This window comes from Mycobacterium sp. NPDC050551 (assembly GCF_040674075.1).
In the GTDB taxonomy this organism is placed as follows: Bacteria; Actinomycetota; Actinomycetes; order Mycobacteriales; family Mycobacteriaceae; genus Mycobacterium.
The window spans coordinates 34,493-57,505 of the sequence record NZ_JBFARC010000007.1 but is presented as its reverse complement, the minus strand read 5'-3'; the positions used below and the strand labels follow the sequence as shown (position 1 = coordinate 57,505).

General features: G+C 66.0%; 24 protein-coding genes and 1 tRNA gene. 7 read left to right on the top strand and 18 right to left on the bottom strand.

The genetic code is table 11. The annotated features are described in order from the left end of the window. Positions 1–185: 185 nt before the first annotated feature. Positions 186–1,061, bottom strand: a complete 876-nt coding sequence (locus AB0K11_RS24660) for a metal-dependent hydrolase (protein ID WP_364983333.1) — start codon at positions 1,059–1,061, stop codon at positions 186–188. Between the two features lie 78 nt (positions 1,062–1,139). Between AB0K11_RS24660 and AB0K11_RS24655 the strand changes: the two genes are divergently transcribed. Continuing rightward, positions 1,140–1,820: a TetR/AcrR family transcriptional regulator gene (locus AB0K11_RS24655; protein ID WP_364983331.1), complete on the top strand. Its 681-nt coding sequence runs from the start codon at positions 1,140–1,142 to the stop codon at positions 1,818–1,820. Positions 1,821–2,010: 190 nt separating this feature from the next. On the opposite strand, the gene AB0K11_RS24650 is transcribed toward AB0K11_RS24655, so the two are convergent. The 5 genes from AB0K11_RS24650 to AB0K11_RS24630 all read right to left on the bottom strand — a co-directional run bounded on the left by AB0K11_RS24650 (position 2,011) and on the right by AB0K11_RS24630 (position 6,720). Next, on the bottom strand, positions 2,011–2,901 hold the full coding sequence (locus AB0K11_RS24650) for an alpha/beta hydrolase (RefSeq protein ID WP_364983328.1): 891 nt from the start codon (positions 2,899–2,901) through the stop codon (positions 2,011–2,013). 25 nt (positions 2,902–2,926) lie between these two features. Next, on the bottom strand, positions 2,927–3,367 hold the full coding sequence (locus AB0K11_RS24645; protein ID WP_364984139.1) for a PaaI family thioesterase: 441 nt from the start codon (positions 3,365–3,367) through the stop codon (positions 2,927–2,929). A gap of 15 nt (positions 3,368–3,382) precedes the next feature. After that, the gene (locus tag AB0K11_RS24640) at positions 3,383–3,850 is read right to left on the bottom strand and encodes a PaaI family thioesterase (RefSeq protein WP_364984136.1); all 468 of its coding nucleotides are present in this window, start codon (positions 3,848–3,850) and stop codon (positions 3,383–3,385) included. A gap of 53 nt (positions 3,851–3,903) precedes the next feature. After that, the gene (locus AB0K11_RS24635) at positions 3,904–5,397 is read right to left on the bottom strand and encodes an MFS transporter (protein ID WP_364984133.1); all 1,494 of its coding nucleotides are present in this window, start codon (positions 5,395–5,397) and stop codon (positions 3,904–3,906) included. Positions 5,398–5,523: 126 nt separating this feature from the next. Continuing rightward, positions 5,524–6,720, bottom strand: a complete 1,197-nt coding sequence (locus tag AB0K11_RS24630; RefSeq protein WP_364984130.1) for a cytochrome P450 — start codon at positions 6,718–6,720, stop codon at positions 5,524–5,526. A gap of 71 nt (positions 6,721–6,791) precedes the next feature. Between AB0K11_RS24630 and AB0K11_RS24625 the strand changes: the two genes are divergently transcribed. After that, a complete protein-coding gene (locus tag AB0K11_RS24625; protein WP_364984127.1) occupies positions 6,792–7,388 on the top strand; it encodes a TetR/AcrR family transcriptional regulator in 597 nt (198 codons plus the stop codon). 352 nt (positions 7,389–7,740) lie between these two features. Here AB0K11_RS24625 and AB0K11_RS24620 read toward each other — a convergent pair whose 3' ends face one another. Continuing rightward, complete coding sequence (locus AB0K11_RS24620; protein ID WP_364983325.1) at positions 7,741–7,980, bottom strand: hypothetical protein; 240 nt, start codon at positions 7,978–7,980, stop codon at positions 7,741–7,743. Between the two features lie 622 nt (positions 7,981–8,602). Between AB0K11_RS24620 and AB0K11_RS24615 the strand changes: the two genes are divergently transcribed. Continuing rightward, complete coding sequence (locus tag AB0K11_RS24615) at positions 8,603–10,294, top strand: exonuclease domain-containing protein (RefSeq protein WP_364983322.1); 1,692 nt, start codon at positions 8,603–8,605, stop codon at positions 10,292–10,294. Further along, complete coding sequence (locus AB0K11_RS24610) at positions 10,276–10,836, top strand: hypothetical protein (RefSeq protein WP_364983319.1); 561 nt, start codon at positions 10,276–10,278, stop codon at positions 10,834–10,836. Before AB0K11_RS24615 ends, AB0K11_RS24610 begins: the two co-directional genes overlap by 19 nt. A 153-nt stretch (positions 10,837–10,989) precedes the next feature. On the opposite strand, the gene AB0K11_RS24605 is transcribed toward AB0K11_RS24610, so the two are convergent. From AB0K11_RS24605 to AB0K11_RS24590, 4 genes are all read right to left on the bottom strand, one after another. Further along, the gene (locus AB0K11_RS24605) at positions 10,990–11,844 is read right to left on the bottom strand and encodes a hypothetical protein (RefSeq protein ID WP_364983316.1); all 855 of its coding nucleotides are present in this window, start codon (positions 11,842–11,844) and stop codon (positions 10,990–10,992) included. Between the two features lie 334 nt (positions 11,845–12,178). Continuing rightward, the gene (locus tag AB0K11_RS24600; protein WP_364983313.1) at positions 12,179–14,506 is read right to left on the bottom strand and encodes a bifunctional DNA primase/polymerase; all 2,328 of its coding nucleotides are present in this window, start codon (positions 14,504–14,506) and stop codon (positions 12,179–12,181) included. Beyond that, on the bottom strand, positions 14,503–14,634 hold the full coding sequence (locus tag AB0K11_RS24595) for a hypothetical protein (protein ID WP_364983310.1): 132 nt from the start codon (positions 14,632–14,634) through the stop codon (positions 14,503–14,505). Before AB0K11_RS24595 ends, AB0K11_RS24600 begins: the two co-directional genes overlap by 4 nt. Then, a complete protein-coding gene (locus AB0K11_RS24590) occupies positions 14,631–14,840 on the bottom strand; it encodes a helix-turn-helix domain-containing protein (RefSeq protein ID WP_364983307.1) in 210 nt (69 codons plus the stop codon). The genes AB0K11_RS24595 and AB0K11_RS24590 overlap by 4 nt, the downstream gene beginning before the upstream one ends. A gap of 118 nt (positions 14,841–14,958) precedes the next feature. On the opposite strand from AB0K11_RS24590, the gene AB0K11_RS24585 reads away from it, so the two are divergent. Both AB0K11_RS24585 and AB0K11_RS24580 read left to right on the top strand, forming a co-directional pair. Further along, positions 14,959–15,543, top strand: a complete 585-nt coding sequence (locus tag AB0K11_RS24585) for a hypothetical protein (protein ID WP_364983305.1) — start codon at positions 14,959–14,961, stop codon at positions 15,541–15,543. 9 nt (positions 15,544–15,552) lie between these two features. Further along, complete coding sequence (locus AB0K11_RS24580) at positions 15,553–16,740, top strand: tyrosine-type recombinase/integrase (RefSeq protein WP_364983302.1); 1,188 nt, start codon at positions 15,553–15,555, stop codon at positions 16,738–16,740. Between the two features lie 98 nt (positions 16,741–16,838). Here the strand turns inward: AB0K11_RS24580 and AB0K11_RS24575 are convergent. Together AB0K11_RS24575 and AB0K11_RS24570 are read right to left on the bottom strand one after the other, a co-directional pair. Further along, a tRNA-Pro gene (locus AB0K11_RS24575) sits at positions 16,839–16,912 on the bottom strand. A gap of 66 nt (positions 16,913–16,978) precedes the next feature. Next, positions 16,979–17,977, bottom strand: coding sequence for a hypothetical protein (locus tag AB0K11_RS24570; protein WP_364983299.1), 999 nt, complete (start codon positions 17,975–17,977; stop codon positions 16,979–16,981). 31 nt (positions 17,978–18,008) lie between these two features. Here AB0K11_RS24570 and AB0K11_RS24565 point away from each other — a divergent pair, with 31 nt between their 5' ends. Next, positions 18,009–19,502 carry a cryptochrome/photolyase family protein gene (locus AB0K11_RS24565; protein ID WP_364983296.1) on the top strand — a complete coding sequence of 498 codons (1,494 nt, stop codon included), beginning with the start codon at positions 18,009–18,011 and terminating at the stop codon, positions 19,500–19,502. A gap of 1 nt (position 19,503) precedes the next feature. On the opposite strand, the gene AB0K11_RS24560 is transcribed toward AB0K11_RS24565, so the two are convergent. The 5 genes from AB0K11_RS24560 to AB0K11_RS24540 all read right to left on the bottom strand — a co-directional run bounded on the left by AB0K11_RS24560 (position 19,504) and on the right by AB0K11_RS24540 (position 23,006). Beyond that, a complete protein-coding gene (locus AB0K11_RS24560; RefSeq protein WP_364983293.1) occupies positions 19,504–20,088 on the bottom strand; it encodes a rhodanese-like domain-containing protein in 585 nt (194 codons plus the stop codon). Positions 20,089–20,160: 72 nt separating this feature from the next. Next, positions 20,161–21,525 carry an MBL fold metallo-hydrolase gene (locus AB0K11_RS24555; protein ID WP_364984124.1) on the bottom strand — a complete coding sequence of 455 codons (1,365 nt, stop codon included), beginning with the start codon at positions 21,523–21,525 and terminating at the stop codon, positions 20,161–20,163. A 31-nt stretch (positions 21,526–21,556) separates the two neighbouring features. Further along, positions 21,557–22,012 (bottom strand): CAP domain-containing protein, encoded by a 456-nt coding sequence (locus tag AB0K11_RS24550; RefSeq protein ID WP_364984117.1) that lies wholly within the window; start codon positions 22,010–22,012, stop codon positions 21,557–21,559. A 35-nt stretch (positions 22,013–22,047) separates the two neighbouring features. Further along, positions 22,048–22,398, bottom strand: a complete 351-nt coding sequence (locus tag AB0K11_RS24545; RefSeq protein WP_364983290.1) for a DUF732 domain-containing protein — start codon at positions 22,396–22,398, stop codon at positions 22,048–22,050. Further along, positions 22,398–23,006: a hypothetical protein gene (locus AB0K11_RS24540; RefSeq protein ID WP_364983287.1), complete on the bottom strand. Its 609-nt coding sequence runs from the start codon at positions 23,004–23,006 to the stop codon at positions 22,398–22,400. The genes AB0K11_RS24545 and AB0K11_RS24540 overlap by 1 nt, the downstream gene beginning before the upstream one ends. Positions 23,007–23,013 lie beyond the last annotated feature (7 nt).

The window sequence follows — 23,013 nt, the reverse complement described above, 5'->3', positions numbered from 1 at the left end:
CGCGTGCGCGGTACAACTCGCAGGCACCCGCGCGTCTGAAGAGCCACGGGATCTGAGCGCCGATCGGGAAACGACGCGCAATTGGTTGCGTGCAAGAGATCTGGTGACACGCGGCCGGCCGGAGTTGACGGCCAGAACGGGTCATCATGGTGTCCGCAGCGAGATTCTTGCAGCCGATTGATGGTCTACGTACCAGCCCCTGCGGCCTCTTTCTGAGCACCGTCTGCGCCGAACAGTTCCCTGGTCCAGCGTTCGAGAATTTCGGTGCTATCCCAGTCGTCTGGGTGAAATCCGGCGCGAGTGTAAGAACGAAAACGTTCAATTGCGGTCGCGCTGAACAGTGGAGAACGACGGAACGCTCGAAGGCTGGTGAGCACGCGTCTCGGGTTGTACGTGGCCTGGTCGCCCATCAAGGAGCGAGTCGTCTGGGCGACCAGCTCGGCGAACAAGATCACGGTGGCGAGCCGCATGCCCCAGACCCTGGTGCGTTCGCTCCCTCCGATGGCCGCGTAGACATCGAAAGCGACTGCCTTGTGCTCGCATTCTTCGAACGCATGCCAGAGCAGAATCGGCCGAACCTCCGTGTTGCCGATCAACTCCTGCGCCTCGTCGCTGGTGAGAATGATTTCGGCGAAGGTCGCGGTGTAGTGCTCCAGGGCCGCCGTCACGCTTAGGCGCATCTGAGGAGAGAACCGCTTCTCGAGTCGGCGAACCAACTTGCTGGTGTGCCGGTCGATCCCGTCTGTCGGGTAGCCCATCGCTTGGAGTCGATCATTGAGGAGTCGATGCTGATGCCGGTGGGTCGCCTCCTGCGCGATGAATCCCTTCACCGCTTCACGTAGATCGGCGTCGCTTAGTTTGTCGCGGAACTCGCGGACTGACCGGATGAAGAAATCCTCTCCCTCTGGGAATGTCGCCGACAAGGTTGATACGAAATGGCTCATCACCAAGTCGCCGTCGACGAAATGCTGACGTTTGGTCCCTGTGGGCATCGCGAAACGGACGCGGCGAGGCTTCGGTAGCACCCGCGCCGACGGTCGTGCATTCGGCTCACTGCTCATTGGGTAACTCCCGTCGTCGTGAACATCCAGACCATGTGACTTTATGCCTAGTCAGATTGAGATGGCAAGCTTTGACACATGCGTTCAGAGCGGGTGTACAGCGGGATGTCTGCTGACGAGCGTCGACAGGACAGGCGGGGACGTCTCGTCGACGCGGCTGTTGAGTTGGTCGGCACACAAGGTGTCGCAGCCACCACCGTCACTGCCATCTGTGCGAAGTCGGGAGTTACTTCCCGTTACTTCTATCAACACTTCTCCGGCCGGAACGCGGTGTTGCGGGCGGTCTATCAGCAGGTCTACGGCACCTTCTACGACGTCATTGTGCAAGCAATTCCCGACTCCGACGTCGAACCCGCGGTGCTGGCATACGGTCCGATTCGTGCCTTGGTTCGCATGATCGACGATGACCCTCGGCTTGCCCGGATACTGTTCGTTGAATCTGCGACCGAGCCACTGCTCAGGGAGTTGCGAAGTGAGATGTTGGCCGGATTCACCGACCTCGTGTTGCGCGAGGCCAGAATGCACCTCGATATTGCCGACTCGGCGGTGGGCGTCGCCCACTTGGCGGCCACGCTGGGGGTCGGCGGGCTCTTCGAAATTCTGCGGCGCCGCCTCGACGGTGAGCTGAGTTTCACTACTCACGAACTCGTCGAGCACTGTGCAGGATTTCTGGGCAGCCTCGGGGGTTACGTGTTGTTGCAAAGTGCAAGGGAGACGACCGTCGCCAGTGCTGTAGGTCCAAACGAAGTTCGCGGCTGACGACTTCCAACAAGTACCACCTGACCGCTGCGTGCACGATTGATCGAAATCGTTGCCCTTCCGCGCGACTCGGGCGTGCGGGTTCATAGTGGCGGGATCGTGACATCCCCGGGCGGCAGAAGCATGGTCCACTTTCGAAGTTGCGGGTCGACTCCGCCGGACTAAAGCATCGCAACAGTCGATCAAGTCTTCACAGGGTGTTGCGATCGAGGAATTCGGTGACGGCGGCGGTGAAGGCATCATTGTCGTCGCCGGCGATCATGTGTCCAGTGCCGGACACATCGACGGTCTTGGCGTGCGGAACCAGTTGAGTGAACTCGTCCACGGTGGCCTGGGAGACCACGTCGGACAGCAGGCCGCGGACGAGCAGTGTTGGGGCGGTGACGCGTCGGGCGCCGTCGATCAGCAGATTGCTGATCGCGTCGAACTGCTCGCTTCCCTCGGTCGCCCCGTCGCGGAGGAAGTCGAAATTGGAATAGATGAACGCCGGGTCCCACCGCCAAACCCAGCGGCCGTCGGGACGCTGCCGAAGTACTTTGCGCAGGCCTTCGACGCTGTCGGGCCGCGCGCGATGCGGGTTGTAGGCAGCGATCACCTCGGCGGCCTCGTTGAGGGTGCCGAAGCCATCGGGGTGGGCGGCCATGAACGATACGACGCGACGAGCCCCCAGGAATTCCAACCGCGGCGTGACGTCCACCAAGACCACCGCTCCCCACAAGTACGCGGGGGCAAGCAGGTGCGCGCCCAGGACCGTCATACCCCCCAGAGACGCGCCTACGACGGCGGGCGGGGCACCGGCGCTGAAGTGGTCCCGGACGGCGATCAGGTCGGTCGCGAGCCGATCGATGTCGTACCGGCCGGCCGGATCCCAGCCACTGTCACCATGACCGCGGGTGTCGTAGGTGACCACCGAGTATCCGCACGAATGGAGCCGACGCGCTGACGTGCTCCACGCGTGCCGGTTCTGTCCGCCGCCGTGCAGAAGCAGCACGACGGGACGACGGCCGTCATGGCCGTAGTAATCGGCGGTAAGGGTGATGCCGTCTCCGGTCCGGACCCGATGCTGCACGACCGAGGTCACGACGCGTCCCCGGCCACGTCGGAGCTCACTGTCCGTTCCCCGCGGTGCTCACGATCGTGACGGTGCCCTGCGCGGCGCAGACGGCCCTGTCCCCGTTGGTGATGTCGATCCGCGCCACGCCGCTGCGCTTGCCCAGCGACACGATGTCGGTGACGGCGACGCACACCCCGGTGGACACGGGTCTGAGGAGGTTCAGCTTGAACTCGGTGGTGGCGACCCATGATCCCGCCGATATGACGGGATAGAACACCACACCGAGGCAGTGGTCGACCATCGCGGACAGACATCCGCCGTGCAGATTGCCGAACGGTGTCAGTAGGTCCTCGCGGGTGTCCATCTCCGCCACCAGCCGGCCAGCGGTGAGTTCGGTGTGTCGAAAGTTCAGGAACGTCGACAGTCCGCCCGCCGTGTTCGCCGCCTCGAGCAACTGATCGGCGATCTGCTGGTCGAAGTGCTCGAATTTCACGGTCACCATCGCCTGTCAGTCCCCGCCTTCTCTGTCATCGGTTGACGGTCGTGCTCGAGCGAAACGGTCGAGCATGTCGCCGAATGCGCCGAGGTCGCCGTGCGCGGCGAAGTGCCCGGCATCCACGGCGACGAACATCGCCGTGGCGGTGAAGCGCACGATGCCGTCGTGCCCGGTCCCGGTCGCACTGACGTGCAGCGCCCGACCCTCCCGGCCGTCGACCCGCGCGGCGATGCGGTGGGATTGATGGAGCGGCACCGGTTGGAGGTAGCCGATCGTCAGATTGCGGGTGACCGCCGGGGTGCCGACGATCCACAGGGTGAAGCCGAGCAGGTCGTCGCACGCCGCGGCGATCGCACCTCCGTGCGCGAGCCCCGGTGCCCCTCCGTGCCTCTCGTCGAAGACCAGGTCGGTGTACACCTGCTGTCCGGATCGGAACACCGTCATCTGCAGGCCGTTGGGGTTGTCGGGACCGCACCCCATACAGGTGGCGGTGTGCGGCGGCAACTGCTCCGACTCAACGCTCGCCGCCTCGCTCACGGGGTGCTCGATTCTGCAGAGGTGTCGATCTGTGATCCGGCGGTGGTCGCGGTCGACGGGCCGCGCCGTGCGGTCGCAGGAGGGCGACCGGGTGCCCAGATCCCGAGGATGACGGCGCTGATGGTCGTGATTGCCGAAAGTGCCAGGGCGGCTTGGCTGTTGCCGTGCGCGAACGCGTCTCTGGCGATGTCGGCGAGGTGCTGAGCGGACGGACCGGACTGCTGGGCGACCTGCAGTGCTGCGGCCAGCGAGTCCGAGATCGGCTCGCGCACGGCCGGTGGCACCGTGGGAAGCGCGGGTTGGATGCGATTGGTGTATCCGGCGGCCAGCACGCTGCCGGCGATGGCCACGCCGATGGCGGCACCGATCTCGCGGCTGGCGTCGTTGACTGCGGCTGCCACGCCGTGTTTCTCCACCGGCGTCGCGGCGACGATGGCTGTGGTCGCCGGTGCGGTGACCAGGCCCAGGCCTGAGCCCATGGCCAGTAGGGGCCAGAGGAAGTCGGGGTAGGTGGCGTCGACGCCGAGGCGGCTGACGAAGTAGAGGCCGACGGCGATGAGCAGCATGCCGGGAGCGGTGACCACGCGCAGGCCGTATCGCTCGGCGAGCCGCGGTGCGATCAACGAGATGATGACGATCGGGACGATCAGCGGGGTGAGAGCCAGCGCCGATTGGAATGGCGCGTAGCCGACCACGAGTTGGAGGTACTGCACCAGCAGGAAGAAGCCGCCGAACATGACCAGGAATTGCAGGACGAGTGAGAGTGCGCCGCTGCCGAAGCCTCGGTCGGCGAAGAGCCGGAGGTCCAGCAGCGGGTGCTCGTGCCGGAGCTCGACGAGCACGAAGACCGCCGACCCGAAGATACCGGCGGCGAACAGCGCCAGAACCCACCCGTCAGTCCAGCCGCGTATGGGTGCTTCGGTGACGGCGATGACGATGAACCCGATGGCCGCCGCGATGCACAGCGACCCGGTGTAGTCCAGGGGTGGATGGGTCTCCTGGGTTTCCTTCGGAAGAGTGAGCGCGGCGATCATCAGCGCTAGGCCGGCGACAGCGAGACCGACGAAGATCGACTTCCACGTCCACACCTCCAGCAGTGCCCCGGAGCACAGGACGCCGACGACGGCACCCGATGCGGCGACACCGGCCCAGATGCCGACAGCGCGGCCGCGTTGACGCACGGGGAACCCGGCGGTCAACAGCGACAGCGTCGACGGCATCACGAATGCAGCGCCCAGTCCGGCGATGGCTCGCGCCGAGATCAGCCACCACGGGTCCGCGACGATCAGCGGAATGACCGACGCCGCGGAGAAGACGAGCAGTCCGAGAATCAGGACCAGTCGGCGACCGTACCGGTCACCGACGGCTCCGGCTGGGAGGACCAGGCCCGCCAGGACCAGGGTGTAGCCGTCGACGACCCACGTCAGTTGACTTTGTGTCGCACCGGTTTGCGCCGCGATGTCGGGCAGCGAGGTGTACAGCGCCGCCATCGACCCGATGACCAGTGCCACCGACAGGCACGACACCACCAACGTCCATTTCTCGCCTCTAGTGAGGTGACGGGCAGTTTCCGTGGGATCTGACGAACTGCCGAGCGCGTCGAAGACCGGCACGGGCTAGACCGGTGTCGTCCAGGTGATGGGCAGCGACGTGTAGCCGCGGATCGGCCCGGACCTCAGCCGACGCGCAGACTCCAAGTCGACGTCCCAGTCGGGCACCTTGTCCAGCAACGCATTCAAAGCGATCCGCGCCTCCATCCGTGCCAGTGCCGCACCCAGGCAGAAGTGGATGCCGCGGCCGAAGGCCACCTGGTGCTCGCTGGTGCGCTCAATGTCGAACACGTCCGGGTCGGGGAAGGCACGCTCGTCGCGGTTGGCCGAGCCGAACAGCAGCAGCGCCTTCTCGCCTTGGCGCATCGTCGTGTCGTGAAGAACGACATCACGGGTCAGGGTTCGCGAAAGTCCCTGCGCCGGTGAGTCGTAACGCAACAACTCCTCCACCGCCGGTCCCACCAGTGTGCGATCGGCGGCCAGCCGTCGACGTGTCTGCCGATGCTGGGCCAGCACGACAGCGGAGTTCCCCAGCAGGTTGGTGGTGGTCTCGTAGCCCGCGACCAGCAGCAGCGCGCAGAAGCCTAGGACCTCCTCGTCGGTGAGCCCGACACCGTCGACCGTGGCGTTCGCCAACGCCGACATCAAGTCCTCGCGGGGATTCTGGCGGCGATCGGCGAGGAACTCGGTGAAGTAGGCGTAAATCGCCGCCGCGGCGGCCAGCGCGTCGGCGGTCTGTCCATGAGTGACGTCGACCTGCACCAGTTGGCTCGACCACGATCGGAACTGATCACGGTCCCCGGCGGGAACGCCCAGCAGATCGGCGATCACCGCGGCAGGCAGGATGGCGGCGAAGTCGGTCACGAAGTCCGCCGACCCCGACCCCTCGTCGAGGCGCTCGAACAACTCCGCCGCCATCCGCGTAATGGCGTCCTGCAGACCGGCCACCCTGCGAGGGGTGAACGCCCGGCTCACCAGGGCGCGCAATTGGTCGTGTCGCGGGGGGTCCATCACGATCATCATCGGCAGGAACGAACCGATGAAGTCCGACCCCGGCGGGGTGGGGAAGATCCCGTCCACCGAGGAGTACGTGCCGTGATCCAGTGCTGCGGCCTGGACGTCCGCATGCCGGCTCAACACCCAGGTGTGCGACTCCACGGCGCGGTACACCGGGGCGGAGTCCCGTAACAGTCGGTACGTCGGATACGGGTCGTTGAGGATCGAGGCGTCAAACGGGTCGTAACGGATCTGCACGGTGACTATGAAGACCTCCTACCACGATGACTAACGGCGGTTTAGACTCGGAGTCTAAACTCGGCGAGCGAGATAGGGCAATGCGCAAAATTCCACGTCAGATCTCTGATCGGCTTCACGCCGCGGCGGACCTGTTCGCCGAAAAGGGGCTCAACGACTCCAAGATCGAGGACGTCGCCGCGGTGACCGGCGTTCCGAAGGCGACGCTGTACTACTACTTCGCCGGCAAGGAGGACATCCTCGCGTTCCTGCTCGAAGACCTCCTCAAGGACATCTCCGATGCCGTGACCGCGATCGTGCACGCGGACGGCACCGGCGCCGAGCGTCTCGAACTTGTCATCCGGGCGCAACTGAGGGCGATGGCGCAGCGCCCGGCGGTCTGCCGTGCACTCATCGGTGAACTCGGACGAGCGGCCCGGATGCCAGTCGTCGCCGAGATGATCAACACCGCCTATCAACAGCCCGTCGAGGCTCTGCTGGTCGCGGGGGCTCGCGACGGGTCCCTCGTCGCGCAGACCGATCCGCGATCCACGTCCATCGCGCTGTTCGGTGCCGTCACCATCAACGCGCTGATGTACCTGGTCACCGACCATCATCTCGACGAGACGGTGGTCGCCGGCACCGTCTACGCCGTCATGTTCGACGGCCTTCGCCCGCGTTCAGGAGATTCGATATGAGCACCTACGGCCTGTCGGTTCTCGGCGCGGACCTGAAGTCGCTGGCCCGGACCGCCCAGGCTGCCGATGCCGCCGGGTGGCCAATATCCTCCGGCGAGTTGAGCAAGAGTTCTGACCACCCGAGGTAAACCGGGTGCGATCGCTTAGCGGGGTAAACCGCGCTGCCGATGGGACTCGCCAACCCGACGGGGGTGGGCATCGGGGTCATCAGCCCCGCGGCGGTGCGGCGTTCAGCGCTCGTGGTACGTGTATGCCACGCCCGCCATGAGGTAGGTGTCTGGGCCATGCAAGCGGTAACTGATGATCGCGCCGGCCACCCGTTTCCGGAGGGCCGATCTCCAATGTCTAGCCGTCAACGACCTCGCGACAGCCCCTCGACGCGCCGTCGTTCGCAGAGCTCGTCTACACGCTGCTGTTCGCGCAGCCGCACATCACGCTGCCGCTCGTCGACGGCTGCGCCGAGATGCCGGAACTTGAGCCAGGTCCGGTGGACCTCCGTCGCGCGCCCCATCGGGATGTAGGGGTACTGCTGGCGATAGTGCGCGAGCACCTCCGAGTCGGTCATGTTCGATCTTGGCTCGTTCACCGCCATGGCTCCTCCATCGAGAACATTTAGTCGAGATTGTCGTCCCCTGCACTGACAGCGGAACCTAGCGAACTATCCGCCGCGGAGGGCGTCCTCGACTCGGCGTTGGCGCGCAAATAGCATTTAAGTACTGACCTCCGTCCGCCGTCGCGAGCTTGAATTCCGTGCTCAGGCGTGTCCGGCCCCTTCCGCGTCCGACCGCCCCGACGCGCAAGACGCGGTACTTGGGTTGCAACTACTTGGTCTGCTCTACAGGGGCGCCGTAGGGTCGATCGCACGGAGCAGCTAACACCGCCGCCGACAACTGTGTGAGTACAGGCCATGGCGGCGCTCACCGCGCTATCGACGTGGCGAAACTCGTCCTTCGAAATGAAGCGACCAATATTTGTCGGTCACCTTCAGTAATCTCCAGTGCGTCTCGTTGTAAAGCTGTTGTGGGGGGAACATGACGGTCGCTACAGGCTGGTATGCCGACCCATGGGGTCAGGCACAACTTCGTTGGTGGGATGGCGTTCGGTGGACGGGTTGGACGCACACCTCGGAGACGCAAATCACCGAGACCGTTTCGACGAGACCCCACCCGGCAGAGCAGCCGACTGGGCACAGATGGGGCGGGCTTGCATCACTGTTGGGCGCCGCTGACCGGATCGCCGTCGTCGACGTCGAGACGACTGGTCTGTTCAGCGCAGACCGAGTGGTGGAGATCGCCGTCGTCACTGTGGATCGCGAAGGCGTCATCGTTGACGAGTTCGAGTGCTTGACCAACCCACTGCGAGACCCCGGCCCCACCTGGCTGCACGGACTCACGCCGTCGGTTCTGCGAGACGCCCCATTGTTTGAGGACATCGCTACACATGTCGCTGCACTACTCGACGGCGCGGTGGTCGCGGCGCACAACCTGCGCTTCGACCGCCGGCTGCTGAGCTACGAGTTCGACCGTGCAGGCATCAACATTGACTGGGGCAACGGCCTAGATACCCTCCACGCCGCGGGCGGCTGCAAGCTAGGCGCGGCTTGCGCCGACTACGGCATCGACTTACGCGGAGCTCACTGCGCCTTGAACGACGCCCGCGCGACCGCCCACCTTCTACTTCAAGTTGCTGACGCTTTCAAGAGCTGCCGCCCCGCAGCCGCATATCCCCTGTCCGGCGATGTCCCGAAGGTGCTCACCCGTGCCGGGTTCAGCACTTCCACCGATGGGCGTCCCTATCTTCTGCAGCTGGCCCGGGCTCTTCATAGCCCCGTCGACGTCGCTCCGTATGTCACCCTGCTGGACTATGCCGTAGCCGACCTCAAGTTCGACGTCGCTGAGCGCCGCGAGCTGGAACTGCTCGCTCAAGACCTGGGCCTCGACGAACGCAACCGTGCGCGGGCGCACAAAGGCTTTCTCGACGGGCTCATTGATGCCGCCATTGACGACGGGGTGGTGACAGATGACGAGTTCGAACAGCTCTGCCGCACGGCAGCTCTGTTGGAGCTCGACGACACGGTTGTCTGTACCCGAACCAACCCGTATCGCGTCAAGACCGAGACCATCGACCTTCGGGACGGCATACGGGTCTGCTTCACCGGCGCCGCGCAATGGCCGCATGGCGGTCCCATCGAACGCGATGAGCTCGTAGCTCTTGCCCATCAACACAACCTTCAACCGGTAGCAGACGTTACGAAGGCTGGGTGCCAACTGCTGGTGGCGGCGGACCCTGCCTCGCTGTCTGGCAAGGCGAACGACGCCCGAAGATTCGGCATTCCGATTGCATCAGTAGCGGACTATCTCACGGCTCTGAACACTCGGGCCCCTCTGCCGGTCATCCAGCTTCCGGCCAAGGGTGTTGCGCTGGTATGCGCGATGTGCGGCCACTCGTGGATCGCATCCCGCCGCAGCAGTAAGCCAGTCTGTGACGACTGCCACAGAGAAGCCAAACCTCCGCCGGGCCCGAACGACGGCAGAAACGCCGCCAACAACTCCGTTCGCGCACAGCGGCTGGAACGCTGCCGTCAGGCCGTCGATCTGCAGCGCAACGGCGCCAGTCGAAGGGACATCCGTGAGAAGCTTGGTGTGAGCGAAGATGGAGCGAAGGCGCTGCTGCGCGACGGAAAGTTCTACGCCGATCCGGAGGGAGACCCCGAGCGGCTAGAACTAGCGAAGCGGGCTGCGGCAGCGCGAGCCGCCGGTTCAACCCGTGGAGCATTTGGTCTCCAGACCGGACTATCCAGAGGCAAAGCCGACGAGTCGTGGAAGGACGCCGACGTCCTCTTCGGCGAGCCCCGTGCGGTACCCGCGAAGACGAAGGAGGGCCCCCAATGGGTTCCCACGACATGAAAGCCGTCGCTGTAGTGAACGGCGACGCCGACACAATCGCCATCTGGCATGTCGCTGCCGAGCCGGTCACGCAGACCGCCCGCTTGTGTGGCGCTTGGGTCACCAACGATCGCGGCGTTCAGCAGAACGTGATCGCCTCACGGAAGGTCGTACTACTTGCTCACGAGTCAAACGAGCCCTGGAAGGCACTGCTCGCTCACGCATACGGCGTCATAGACCTCAAGGCGACTACGGGCGCCGTCGCCCACTACACCGACAACCTCGACGAGAAACATCGCTCTAGCCTGACTCCAAAGGGCACCTCACGTGCACCGATCGCATGGCCGGCGGTGCCACAGGTACCCAACTGGAGTTCGACGCCTCCGGTGCCCGTGGGTGTTGTGGAGGACACACTGATCCGCTCAACCATCGCGGTTGCTCGCTGGTTCGCCAGCCTCGCCGACACCTGGTCGGCCATCGAGACGATTCGGGCGTCTAGGCCGCACTTGTCTACAAGCAACTCCGCTCCGCTGCCGCTGCCGCTTGTCGTAGCGAAGGACTGAAGGTAAAGGAAGGGTCCGGAGTAGGTGCGCTCCAATTCGCCCTTTCGAGGTAGCCGCCCGCCTTTGTTCCACTTTGGTCTCCCCGAAGTCACACTGGAATGAACTGGGCTCAGGGTCGACTGGCGGCGCCAGCGGCGGCGACGCAATCCGCCCTTACTCACCCTCATACCTCCTCAGCCGCTCCATGAGCCCGGCGGCATCGGCGGCACCTTCGTCGTCTTGAGGTGCATCTTCAGGAAGTCGTGGAGCTATGTAGGACACCGTCCCGCGGCGAAACTCGTTTGGAGCGCCATCCCCAACCATGAACCGGTTGTGTTCCCACGAGTCATCCGAAGACTCCCGGGGTTCGACGCGCACCTGTGTAACTACTTGCCGTCCGTCGCTGTAGGTGTTGGCGGTCTCGTCCCAGGTCCAGTCCGGGGTGCTTTCGTCGCGAACTGCGCACTGGGTACCCGAGTACAACTGCTCCCAGATCAGGACCAGCGATGTCTGCAAGCTCATCGACGCTTCCGCGTCGAGCCGACCAGTCCCTGCAAGCTCCGCGAGCCGATCTTGGGCCTCAGCCAGAAGTTCAGTACCGACGGCGTAGGCATGTTTCGCACGATCAGCGATGTCATGCGCGTCCGGGTTGACGGGTGGACACTGCTGCGCCGCGGTGCCGTGCTCGCACACACCTCGACTGCCGGTCCACGTCACCCACCACGGCTCCTCGGCCCCGCGGAAGCACGCCATGTCGCCGATCACCAGGGTGACGGGATAAGCGGCGAACAGCGTTGCGACGACGGCGACGTACTCACTACTCGTCGGGCCGAGGAGTGTCGTGCCTGGCCCGATATGTGGCTGACGTAGGTGCTCGCCGAGGAGTTCCTCTTCCCCCTGATGCACTTCGACCCCGCGCAAGTGCAGAAAGTCGTTCATCTCGCGAAAGGGGACGCGTGCCGCCTCGGCCACCAGGTCGGCGAGTGCTTGAGCATGCGCCCTTACATCGGACAAGTCGTCGAGATCCATCGCGACGCCTCCCCGCCCAGACCCGCGCGCGGTACGCGCTGTCTCCGCGGAAGCACCGAATTAATCTCAGCCTGTCGGCACCCACGGCGCCCGGCGGCCCATGAGGTGCCCTGGAACCTGGCAGCACCGATTTGGTGAGCGGTGATTGACCGGCTCGTACTCCTAGTGGTCACAGCGATTTCCTTTCGTAGATGTGCGGCGGGTAACGGGTACTCCCCCGCCGGAACATCGGACCCGGCTAACGCTGTCGGGGCCCCGACACTCCCCCGACGTGCTGGCTGCCAGCGCTACCTGCGGTTTTGATGTCAGGGCCAGCTGTCGGGGGCCCCGACAGTTACTGCGGCCCGAGGGCATACAGGGCGGCATTGGCATCTCCAAGGATGACCAAACGGCCTTCGTCGAGGGCCTCGTCGAACACGGCGGAGAAGTCGGACGCGATCGTGGAGTCGCAGGCCCTCTGCAGGTCGCGACGCGAGGCGGTACCCGTCCTGAGCAGCTTGCGTTGGATCGTGTCCCATACGCGGGTGGAGTTGTCGCGGACCTGTCGCTCGACGATGATCTTCTGCCGGTCAGCCTGATCAATGGCCTTGACCACGTTCGCGTGTCTGCGTCGGTCCGCCACGAGGTCGCGCAACTTTGTCCGCTCGTGGTTGGAGACTTCGACCAACCGTCCCGCGAGGTCCCAGTCCTCCATGGTGATCTGACGGCGCCCGTCTAGTAGGGCGAGGCCGAAGCCGACCTTGAGCCGCGTCAACATCAGGTGCCCGTCCAGTGGGTCGATGTGGTCGACGCCCCGCAAGATCTGGTGGCGGTGCCACCTGATGCTGGCACGCACTTGGGCTGGCACCTGTATGTGGTGCGGTGTACCTGGAACGACCACGGGGAAAGACGTCGGAATCAGGACCCTCTCAGGCCGCACTGGATCGCTGTGCTCTTCTGCCGGCGCCGGAGCGTGCGGGTCGGTGGTGGGAAGCCACAGGAAACGCTGCGGCAGACCATCGCCCTCGCGACTCATGAATACATTGGCATTCTCAGGCTGCGCTCCGACACCCAGACACATTCTGTATGAATGCGCCGATACGAACGAGGTGGTGTCCTTGCGCGCGTTCGTGAAGCCCAACGCCTGCCCCATGTACGCCTTCAACAACTCCCCGACCACGGTTGCGCCCTTGCGATCAGCAAGCGCGCCGAGCGTACTGATCTCGGGCACCTCCAGATTGACGTGAGTCGCGGTGGCGCTTTCATCATCAGAAGGTCGCAACGCTTTGGCGAGGCCTTCACCAGATCCAACACCCACTGCGGCAGGCGGGTCCTCGACGACCTCGTCGTCCGCGTCGACGAAAACGATCGCGGCGCGGGCGACGCCGTTGGCAGCATCCTTACCCTGCCCTGACCTGCCGACGCTCACCGTGTAGAGATTGACCGACGCCGCGTCGCCGACGATCGGCGGCAGCTGCACGGACGGCGGCACCAAAGCGATGGCACGCCGCAGAACCGCACCGAGAACTGCGTACGGCGCCACTCCCCGGCTGCGCGCAAAAGCCCGGACATGGGCCAGTACTTCGCGCTGAGTCCAGAACTCGTTCTCGGCTTCCTCAGATCCGGCGGTCGGGGTGGCTGCGATGAGAACGGCGGCCCCCTCGGTGAATCGTAGAAACTCGCGCTCGGCCACGGAGGTGGGTCGCGTGTCGGCGACGGCGTCGACGTAGTGCTTGTAGAGATTGTCAAGCGCGCTCGGCACCCCGATGTGCCCCTTCGCCCGCAGACGCATCAGTGCGAGTACGTGGTCGCGTGTCGTGTCGTACCGACTGCCAGTACCGTCGTTCAGCCCTGCGATTGCCCGGTCTCGACGCCGGGCAACTTCTATGTCGGGCGGCCCGTCGTCCTGCTGCGCGATCAGACGGTGGTACATCTCCTCGTTGACCCGTTCCCGCCGAGCCGCGCCCCGTGCCGGGGTTGACTCGTCGAACACCGCTTCGCGCACCGCGTCTCGGCTCAGCGCGTCGACCCACTCCTGGGGGAGCGCCGGGACATCCGCGACGCGAGGGACGAGGCCGTCGGGCATCAAAGACCCGTCGCCGTCGTACCACCGGTACTGCTGCGAAATCTTCGGATTGATCGACGGCCATGCGACGACAAACCGATGGTGGGGTTGCACGATCTCGACGTCTCCGAGACCGAGGTCGACGAACTTGATCATGCCGCGGAACAGCACGCCTTCCGGCACCCTGAACACTCGAATCCCGCTGACAACATCCTCACCGCGAGCGCTGCTGCGGTAGGTACGGGGAAGCTGCCCCCAGCGCCGCTCAGCCTCGGCCAGCGTCTGTGCGCCAGTCTTAGAGTCGTAGGCATCCACATCGATGCCGATCAACCCGTAGTTGACGCGCAGCATGAGATTGGCGTTGACAGGCTTCTCCGCCATCCACCGGGCGATCTGCTCTTCGTTGGGCCACGCGCCGTCGTGGCCGGTGAAGCCCTTCACCGGCGGGTGCTTCTGTCCCGGCGGCAGAGGTATCACTCCGAGCCACCCGGCTTCCCGGTAGAGCGGTGCGCCCGAGCAGTAGACACCAGTGGAGGTATCGTTGACCTCGGCCTTTGGATCGGGCTTCTTGGTCGCCTCGGCGTTGGCCGCGCCGAGGCGGTCGTCATTTCCGCTCATGCTGGCAGCGACTCCTCATGGTGCTGGGCGTCCCCGCCCGCACCGGCGTAGAGATGGACGTCGGGAAGACCGAGGTCTTCGATCAAGTCCCGGTCGAGCTGGCTTGTGTTGGGGTGCATGACGTTCACGCAGCATCACCTCGGGGGCCGCTGGGCGTGCTCAGTCGATCCATGTATGCGCCAAGAGATTCAGACGTGATGAAGCCCCGGCGACCGATGTTCACCTTGACGATCTCGCCGCGCTTGACCAACTCGTACACCGTGGTCTGGCCGATCCCTCCGAGAAGCTCTCGCGTCTCGGGGATGGGGATCAGCCGCCTAGTTGCAGTGTCCATCTTCCTACCTCTGCTCTCTTCGTGTGCCTCCGCCAGCGATCTGGCGGACATTGACAGGGTGCAGAGTATGGCGCAGAGTTGACAAGTTCCCACATCGCCCAGTGCTGGAGGTTCGCAAATGGTGGAGCACCGACTTGGCAACGTCATCTTGCAGATGCGATACCGGGGTCAACTCGTCGACTGGCAGTTCTCTCAGGAGACGGTGGTGATGGATGGAGTCGACGTCCCGAGTTGGGTGCAGGAACGACGACACGGTGTCGGCGGCCCCGACGTGGTGGTCAAGGTCGCTGTGCGCGACGGCTCACCTGAGATCGTTCAACTGAGCTTTGAAGCCCAACCGGGCCAAGGCGAAGTTCGTGAAAAGCACCTCCGAGCAGTGGATGTCGATCGGCTTGCCGCTGACCTGTACGCCACGTTCGTCGCCGAGTTCAGCGAGAACCCGTCTCGCGACGACGAGGCGCGGGCAATGCGTGTCGCGGAGAGGTTTGTCGAGCGCCAGCGGCTTCCTCGCGACTACCGGGTACTGAACGATGAGGTTCTACGGCAGGTGGCTGACGTCTACCGGGCAAATGTCAGCCACGCGCCGACGAAGGCAGTGGCCAAGCACTTCTCCGTCAAGGACCGCATGGCGTCCACTTACGTCGACAGGGCACGCAAGGCGGGCTACCTCCCGCCGACCAAGCAGGGACAGAAGAAGGCGTAGGCGACGAATATGGCGAACGCGAACGGTGAGGGCAGCGTCTACAAGCGCATGCGCGACGGCAAGCAGGCTGGTTACATCGGTGCCGTCAGCTACACCGACGATGCGGGGGTGGCCAAACGCCACATGGTATATGGCAAGACGCGCCGTGAAGTGGTCGACAAGATGAAGGCCGTTCGCACGCGACTCGACAATGGTGCGGCGGTCAAGGACTCTCGCCGCACTGTGGGCGACTGGCTCGCGCACTGGCGAGCCACCACGCTGGCCGCGTCCGACCGCAAGGCCTCGACACGTGAGTTGTACGGCAACCTCAGCCGTCGACACTTGGAGACGGGTGCCTTCGGCGGGATTCGGCTCGATCGGCTCAAGCCGTCCGACGTCGAGGCCCTGGTGCTGACCATGCGTGCCAAGACCAAGCCCGCGAGCGGCGCCGACCCGGTACGTGCACTGTCAGACGCGACGATCAGGCAGGTCTACACCGTGCTCCGGGCCGGACTCGACGGTGCGGTCCGCGACGGCCTGCTGGCGAAGAACCCGGCGGCGGCAGTAAAGCGCCCCGCTGTGGCCCGCAAGGAGGCGCGCCACGTCAACACGGTCGACGTCGCCAAGCTCCTCCTGTGCGCCGAGGGCCTGCGCTACCGCAACGTGCTGGTGCTCGTCGCGGGCACCGGTATGCGCCGAGGCGAGGCCCTGGCGCTGCACTGGTCCGATGTCGACCTTGACGGCGGCCTGCTGGTGGTGCGCGGCACGCTCGGCAGGGTCGAGGGCAAGCTGGTCATCTCAGCGCCGAAGACAGCCCGGTCTCGTCGATCGGTGCCGATCGCCGCGCCGTTGGCGGCCATGCTGCGGGAGCACCGCATGACCCAGCAAACCGAGAAGCAGGCCGCACGCGACCAATGGACCGACGAGGGCTTGGTGTTCGCGACCGAGTTCGGCACGGCCGTTGACCCGCGCAACGTACTGCGAACAATCGAGATTGCCGCGCAGAAGGCGGGCATGGCCGACGTCGGAGTGCACACTCTGCGCCACAGTGCCGCTGTCGCCTGGCTGGAGGCGGGCGTGCACATCAAGGCCGTGGCTGACCTCCTCGGCCACTCGTCGATCGCCGTCACCGGTGACGTATACGGGCATACCTCGGACTCGACGGCGAGGTCGGCGGTCGACGCCTTGGTAAATCAACTCGGACTGCAACACTTCTGACGCCGTTGCTATCCGCGTTGCTATCCAAAGCCCTTAGATGCAATCAAAGGCGGTCCCCGGATCTCTCCGAAACCGCCTCTGAACTGCCTAAACTCTAGTCGGGCTGACAGGATTTGAACCTGCGACCACTTGACCCCCAGTCAAGTGCGCTACCAAGCTGCGCCACAGCCCGCGGTGCCGCCGGGATCGCCGGCAGCGATCGAGAGCCTACCGCAGGCCCGCCCGGAGATCCCAACCGCTATCCGTCTGTCTCGCGGTAGCGCGGCGGCTTCGGATACCGCTCCGACCAGCCGCCCGGATACCGCGGGCGCCAGTCGCACGTCTCGTAGTGGTCGTACATCGCGGCATAGGCCGCCGGATAGTTCGCGTACACCTCGAACGCCGGCAACGGCAGCTCGATCTTCGTCCCATACGGCTCGGCCTGCACCAGGCAGAACTCCGTGCCCTTGCTGAACAGCGTCACCCGATTACACCGCGCGCATCGGGCGATGGCCAGCAGGTGCCTGCCGTGCAGCGCGTGCCCGGCCGGGATCACCCAGGCCGCCCGCTGCCCTGCCGCGGCCGCGTCCTCCGCCGTCAACCGGGTGAACTGTGGCGGTAGCTCGCCGAACTCCGGGCCGTCGGCCGTCAGCCCGTCCTGCAGCCGGTTCACCAGATACGGCAGCGCGACGTGTCCGGACCACCACTCCCGCGCCGGCCCGATCCCCGGCCGGACGAGGTCGATGTCCTCGGCGGACACGGCGGTCCCCAGCCCGACCGGGAACGCACGAACATAGCCTCTGAACAGATCGCACATCCCCGCGTCGTCCTCGACCACCATCGGCCTGACCTCGCCCCGGTCCCGACGCTCCCCCACCCACGTCCCAGTCTCGTTGCGGCGCAGCGTGAAACCGGGATCGCCGTCGCCCCAGAAGATGGTGTCGCCTCGGATCGTCGCACCGAGCAGGCCCACCGCGTTCAGCGTCGTCACCAGGCCGTGCGGCGTCCATGGCGCCGGGAACCGGGCCAGCAGGGCGACGCTTAGCACCGTGCGGCACGGGTACTCCGTGTCGCATGCCCGGCACTCGATCGACCTGTATTTCGGTCCGTGGTGCTCCAGCGCCTGCGCCAGCAGGTACTGGTGCAGCCCGACCGGCTCGCCGGGTCGCTTCAGCTCCCGCAGGAACACCATCAGCAGGAAGTAGAAGTCCTTCGCCGCCGCGAGCGACCCGAACGGCGGTGCCGTCAATGTCCGCATCAGCGCATCGTAAGGACCGGCGGCCACCCCGGTGAGCACCAAAGTGCGCGACGACACCCCGCTGTGGTTGTTCGCCGACCAGCTCGGCCCGGCGATGTACGGCGGCGAACACGCCCACCGCGAAGTCCTGCTCATCGAGTCGACCGCCGCACTGCGCAAGCGCCGCTACCACCGCCAAAAGCTCCATCTGGTCGTCTCCGCGCTCCGCCACGCCGATCGCGACCTCGGTGACCGGGCCACCCTGATGCGGACCGACGACTACACCGATGCGCTCGAACGCTTCGACCGGCCGGTGCTCGTGTTCCAGCCGACCTCCTTCGCCGCCGAACGCTTCGTCAACCGTCTGCACGAGCAGGGCCTGGTTGCCGATGTCCTGCCCACCCCGATGTTCGCGCTCCCCCGCGCCGACTTCGAGCAGTGGGCGGGCAACCGCACCCGGTTCCGGATGGAGGACTTCTACCGCGACCAGCGCCGCCGCTTCGACGTCCTGATGCAGGGACCCGACCCGGTGGGCAACCGGTGGAATTACGACGAGGAGAACCGGGAACCGCCACCGAAGAAGCAGGACCGGCTCGACGTGCCTGCGCCGTACCGGCCACGCGAGGACGACATCGATGAGCAGGTGCGGCGCGATCTCGACGCGATGGACCTCGACACCGTCGGCGTGGACGGCCCCCGCCTGTTCGCCGTCACCCCCGCCGAGGCGCAACGGGCGTTGAAGCGGTTCATCGACCACCGGCTGCCGATGTTCGGCCGCTATGAGGACGCGATGATGGGCGACGACTGGGCGATGTCGCACTCCCTGCTGTCGGTGCCGCTCAACCTCGGCGTGCTGCATCCCCTCGACGCGGTGCATGCCGCGGAGCAGGCCTACCGCCGCGACGGCGCCCCGCTCGCCGCGGTCGAAGGCTTCATCCGGCAGATCCTCGGCTGGCGAGAGTACATGTGGCATCTGTACTGGCATTTCGGCCCGGGCTACACCCGCAACAACGCGCTGGCCGCCGAGACGCCCCTGCCCGACTGGTGGCGCGACCTCGATTCCGACGCCGTCACCGCCGAATGCCTACGGCACGCGCTGATGGGCGTGCGCGACCGTGGCTGGACACACCACATCCAGCGGCTCATGGTGCTCGGCAACCACGCGCTGCAGCGCGGCTACCGTCCCGCCGAACTCACCGAGTGGTTCGCGACCGCCTACGTCGACGGCTTCCGGTGGGTGATGCCCACCAATGTGGTCGGCATGAGCCAGCACGCCGACGGCGGCAGGCTGGCCACCAAGCCCTACGCCGCGGGTGGCGCCTACATCAACAAGATGAGCGACCACTGCGGCGACTGCGTCTACGACCCGAAGAAGCGGGTCGGCGACGATGCCTGTCCGTTCACCGCCGGCTACTGGACGTTCGTCGACCGCCACCGCGACCGGCTGGCCCGCAACAACCGCACCCGCAGGGCGGTGTCGTCGATGGACCGTCTCAAGGATCTGTCGGCGGTGTTGGAGCAGGAAGCGGCACGGAAGACATTCTAGCTCAAGCGGTTTCGCGGAGCCGCGCCAGGACGTCGTCGGAATCGACGTTCGCGCCGCGGTTGTAGGGCAGCTTGGACAACGCGGTCGCCATCGCGCAGGTGTTGCTCACCGCGGCGAAGGTCAAGCCGCCCCCGATCGCAGCGGCCACCCACTTCAGCTGCGGGACGGCGACACTGCCCACCACAGCGGACAGCACCACCGAGCCCGCGACGAGGCGAACCTGCCGTTCGAGTGCCCACTTCTGCGTTCCGCGGTCGACGTCGAAACTCTTGCTCTCCCACTCGCTGATGCCGTTCGCGAGCACCCGTCCCCCGGTCAGGCCGGCGTCGCGCAGAATCGACTGGGCCTTCGTCGCGCGCTCCCCGGACTGGCATACCAGGACGACATCTTGATCTTCGGCGAGCAGCTCGGCGACCTGAACGTCGTGCTTGTCGAGCACATCGAGAGGCACGTTATGCGAACCGGCGATGTGCGCGGTCTCGAACTCGGCAGGCGTACGCACATCGAGGATCCGCGGCGGGGCGGCGGACTGGAAGCGGTCGCGCAATTCCGACGACGTGATCGTGGCGGGGGCCGGTGCGTTCATGGTGTCTTCCCTTCTTCAGCTGCGGTCTACCGCAGGCGTACCCCAGGGCGCCGTGCCGTCAGACATTTCCCGTCACGGCGATTCTGAATCGGTCGACGTCGTGAGGCCCAGCCGCTCCGCGCTGCCGTACGCGTCGTCGATCAGGACGACCCGTCGGTCGTCACGGTCGAGCAAGGCGGCCGCCACCGAGGCGCGGTAACCGCTCGCGCAGTGGATCCACACTTCCCGGTCGGCCGGGATATCCCCCGCGCGCTCGGTGAGTTCGTGCAGGGCGACGTTGATGGCGCCGCGCACATGGCCCTCGTCGAACTCGCCGCGCTGCCGGACGTCGACGACGGTGACGCCGTCGTCGCCGAGCACCTCGGCCAGGTCGGCGAACCCGGCCACCCGGTAGCTGCGCAGCGGCGCACCGGCGGCGAGCGCCTCGATGTCGCCTGTCGCCTGACCGGTGAGGCGGTCGACACCGATTCGCGCGAGTTCCCGCTGCGCCTCGGCGATCTGGTCGGTGTCCTCGCCGATCAGTGTCAGCGCCGCACCCCAGGCGTAGAGCCAGCCGAGGTAGCTGACGAACGAACCCGAGAATTCGAAGCCGAAGGTGCCGGCCAGGTGCCCGGCCGCGAACGCGGTTCGGCTGCGCAGGTCGACGACCCATTCTCCGGCGTCGATCCGGCGGCGCAGCTCTGCGGGGTCCACCGGGGCGGGCGGCGTGAGATCCGCCGCCGCGGGACCCGCCCTGTTGATCACTCCCATGTGTGCGTAATAGGCGGGGTATGCGTCCAGATCGGCGAGCAGGCCGCCGACGAATTCCTCCTCAGCCTGGGTGAGTGCGGGATTGGTGTCGCGCTGTTCGCCGATGGTGGATGCGTCGGTGTCCGCCGGGGCGGCCGAGCAGAAGCTGCCGAATCCGTGTGTGGGGTAGATCGGGGTGGCTGCGGGCAGCTGGTCCGCGAGGCGCCGCACCGAATGGTACTGCTGGCGCGTCAGCTCGGCGGTGTCCTGCTCGCTCACCAGGTCGGTTCGGCCGGTGCTGCCCAGAAGCAGTGAGCCGCCGGTGAAGACACCCGCCACGCTGCCGGACGCGTCGCGCAGCACGTAACTGACGTGGTGGTGGGTGTGTCCGGGGGTGAGTAGCACGTCGAGGTGGATTCCGCCGGTGTCGACGCTGTCCCCCTCGCCGACAGCGCGCCGTTCGAACTCGACGTCTTCGCCTGCAGGCAGGACATATTCGGCGCCGGTGGCCTTCGCGAGCGCCAGCCCGCCGGTCACGTAGTCGTTGTGCACGTGGGTCTCGAGCACGTGGGTGATCCTGACGTCGGCGGCGGCCGCCAGCACGCGGTCGATATCGCGTTGCGGGTCGATGACCACCGCGACGTCGCCGTCGCTCACCAGGTAACTCCGGTCACCGAGACCGGAGGTTTCGATGATCGACACGTCCAAATTTGTCATCTCACACTTCCTCGGTTGCGGGTCATGCCTGCCGCCCGTAGACCGCGACGACGACGGAGCGGTCCAGGCTGTTCTCCGACCAGACGCCGATTGCGGTGTAGCCGCAGTCTCGCATCACGGCCAGGTCGGTGGGGTCGGAGTACCACTGGTTCACGATGTCCAGCCCGTTGATCGCCAGCGCCGGGTTGATCGCCACGGTCTGCGCCACGTCGCCGGGGAATCCCGCTGCCCTGGCGCGGGTTTGCGCCGTCGATCCGTCGGACCCGATGTCGCCGTCGAGGTTCCGGTTGGCCAGGACGTCACGGGTGTGCCATTCGGCGGCGAGTCGCAGCTGCGGGTTGATCTTGACGTCGTTGCCGCAGCCCGCGAGGTAGTGGGTGCGGTACACGTTCGCCACCACACTGTCGTTGAGGCGGGCGTTGTCGGCCCCTGCGAGGGGCGTCGCCGTGACACCCGAAACGGCCAGGACGACAGGGATCGCCAGCGCCGCAGCGCGCCTGAGCAACGGCCGGGTCACGGTTGCGGAGGGCGGTAGTGGGCGGCGGAGTTGCGGAGCTGCCAGATCTGCGCCGGGCACAGCTCACCGGCGGCCTGGTTCACCAGGTAGGCGGCCTGGTAGTCGTCCGTGGTGCGGAAGTCGGCGCGGATGTCGGCGATGATCTGCGTATAGGGGCGGTGGGCGGCGATCTCGTCGCAGATCCCGTGTCCGTAGGCGAGCGCGGCGTCGGCGTTCGGGAAGTTGTAGCCGGGCCGCACCGTGACGTTGACGAGGTAGCCGATCGCGTCCGCGTCGGCGGGCGCGGGCGCCGTCACCCCGACACCCAGCACCGCCGTCGCCGCGACCACGGTGGTGACGATGCGCATCACACCGGCTCGAACTGCGAGATGAGCCAACGGTCGCCGACCTTGTCGAGGCTCACCCGCACGCTGGAGGCGGACGTGGTGGGCGGTGCGGCGCCGATCGAGGTGGCCTGGTCGACCAGCACAAGGACCACCGCGTGCTCCGAGGTGGCCGACACCGACGCGGCCGCCGGTATGGTCGCCGTCGCCGAGATCTGTTGCTGCTTGGCGCCTGGCGCGACCACATCGGTGACGAGCCGGGTGTATTCGTCGCGGAAGTCGCCGGTGAGCCGGTCGACCGCCGCGGTCAGCTCGGTGTCGACGGTGTCGGGGCGGTAGGACAGGATCGCGACTGTGCTGTCCTTGGCCGCTTGCACGGACTGCTCGGCTGCGGTGCGCTCTGAGCGCGTCGAATCATGTTGCCACTTGACGTAACCCAGGCCCAGTGCGGCGATCAGCGCGAGGCCGGGCAGCGCGCCGAACGCAAGCAGCCGGACCCACGGGATCGAGCGGCGGTGGCGGCGTGGCGCCGCGGTCGGCTCGGCATCGGCGGTCTCGTCGGTGGTCCCGGGCTCCTCGACATCGACATCGGCAAGGGCATCGTCGGTCGCGGTCTGGGTGTCGACTGTCATCCTGAGC

Coding starts and splice junctions, on each gene's coding strand:
- AB0K11_RS24660 (WP_364983333.1), bottom strand. CDS start 1,061: ATGAGCAGTGAGCCGAATGCACGACCGTCGGCGCGGGTGCTACCGAAG.
- AB0K11_RS24655 (WP_364983331.1), top strand. CDS start 1,140: ATGCGTTCAGAGCGGGTGTACAGCGGGATGTCTGCTGACGAGCGTCGA.
- AB0K11_RS24640 (WP_364984136.1), bottom strand. CDS start 3,850: ATGGGGTGCGGTCCCGACAACCCCAACGGCCTGCAGATGACGGTGTTC.
- AB0K11_RS24635 (WP_364984133.1), bottom strand. CDS start 5,397: ATGGCGGCGCTGTACACCTCGCTGCCCGACATCGCGGCGCAAACCGGT.
- AB0K11_RS24625 (WP_364984127.1), top strand. CDS start 6,792: ATGCGCAAAATTCCACGTCAGATCTCTGATCGGCTTCACGCCGCGGCG.
- AB0K11_RS24620 (WP_364983325.1), bottom strand. CDS start 7,980: ATGGCGGTGAACGAGCCAAGATCGAACATGACCGACTCGGAGGTGCTC.
- AB0K11_RS24610 (WP_364983319.1), top strand. CDS start 10,276: ATGGGTTCCCACGACATGAAAGCCGTCGCTGTAGTGAACGGCGACGCC.
- AB0K11_RS24605 (WP_364983316.1), bottom strand. CDS start 11,844: ATGGATCTCGACGACTTGTCCGATGTAAGGGCGCATGCTCAAGCACTC.
- AB0K11_RS24600 (WP_364983313.1), bottom strand. CDS start 14,506: ATGAGCGGAAATGACGACCGCCTCGGCGCGGCCAACGCCGAGGCGACC.
- AB0K11_RS24590 (WP_364983307.1), bottom strand. CDS start 14,840: ATGGACACTGCAACTAGGCGGCTGATCCCCATCCCCGAGACGCGAGAG.
- AB0K11_RS24585 (WP_364983305.1), top strand. CDS start 14,959: ATGGTGGAGCACCGACTTGGCAACGTCATCTTGCAGATGCGATACCGG.
- AB0K11_RS24580 (WP_364983302.1), top strand. CDS start 15,553: ATGGCGAACGCGAACGGTGAGGGCAGCGTCTACAAGCGCATGCGCGAC.
- AB0K11_RS24570 (WP_364983299.1), bottom strand. CDS start 17,977: ATGCGGACATTGACGGCACCGCCGTTCGGGTCGCTCGCGGCGGCGAAG.
- AB0K11_RS24560 (WP_364983293.1), bottom strand. CDS start 20,088: ATGAACGCACCGGCCCCCGCCACGATCACGTCGTCGGAATTGCGCGAC.
- AB0K11_RS24545 (WP_364983290.1), bottom strand. CDS start 22,398: ATGCGCATCGTCACCACCGTGGTCGCGGCGACGGCGGTGCTGGGTGTC.
- AB0K11_RS24540 (WP_364983287.1), bottom strand. CDS start 23,006: ATGACAGTCGACACCCAGACCGCGACCGACGATGCCCTTGCCGATGTC.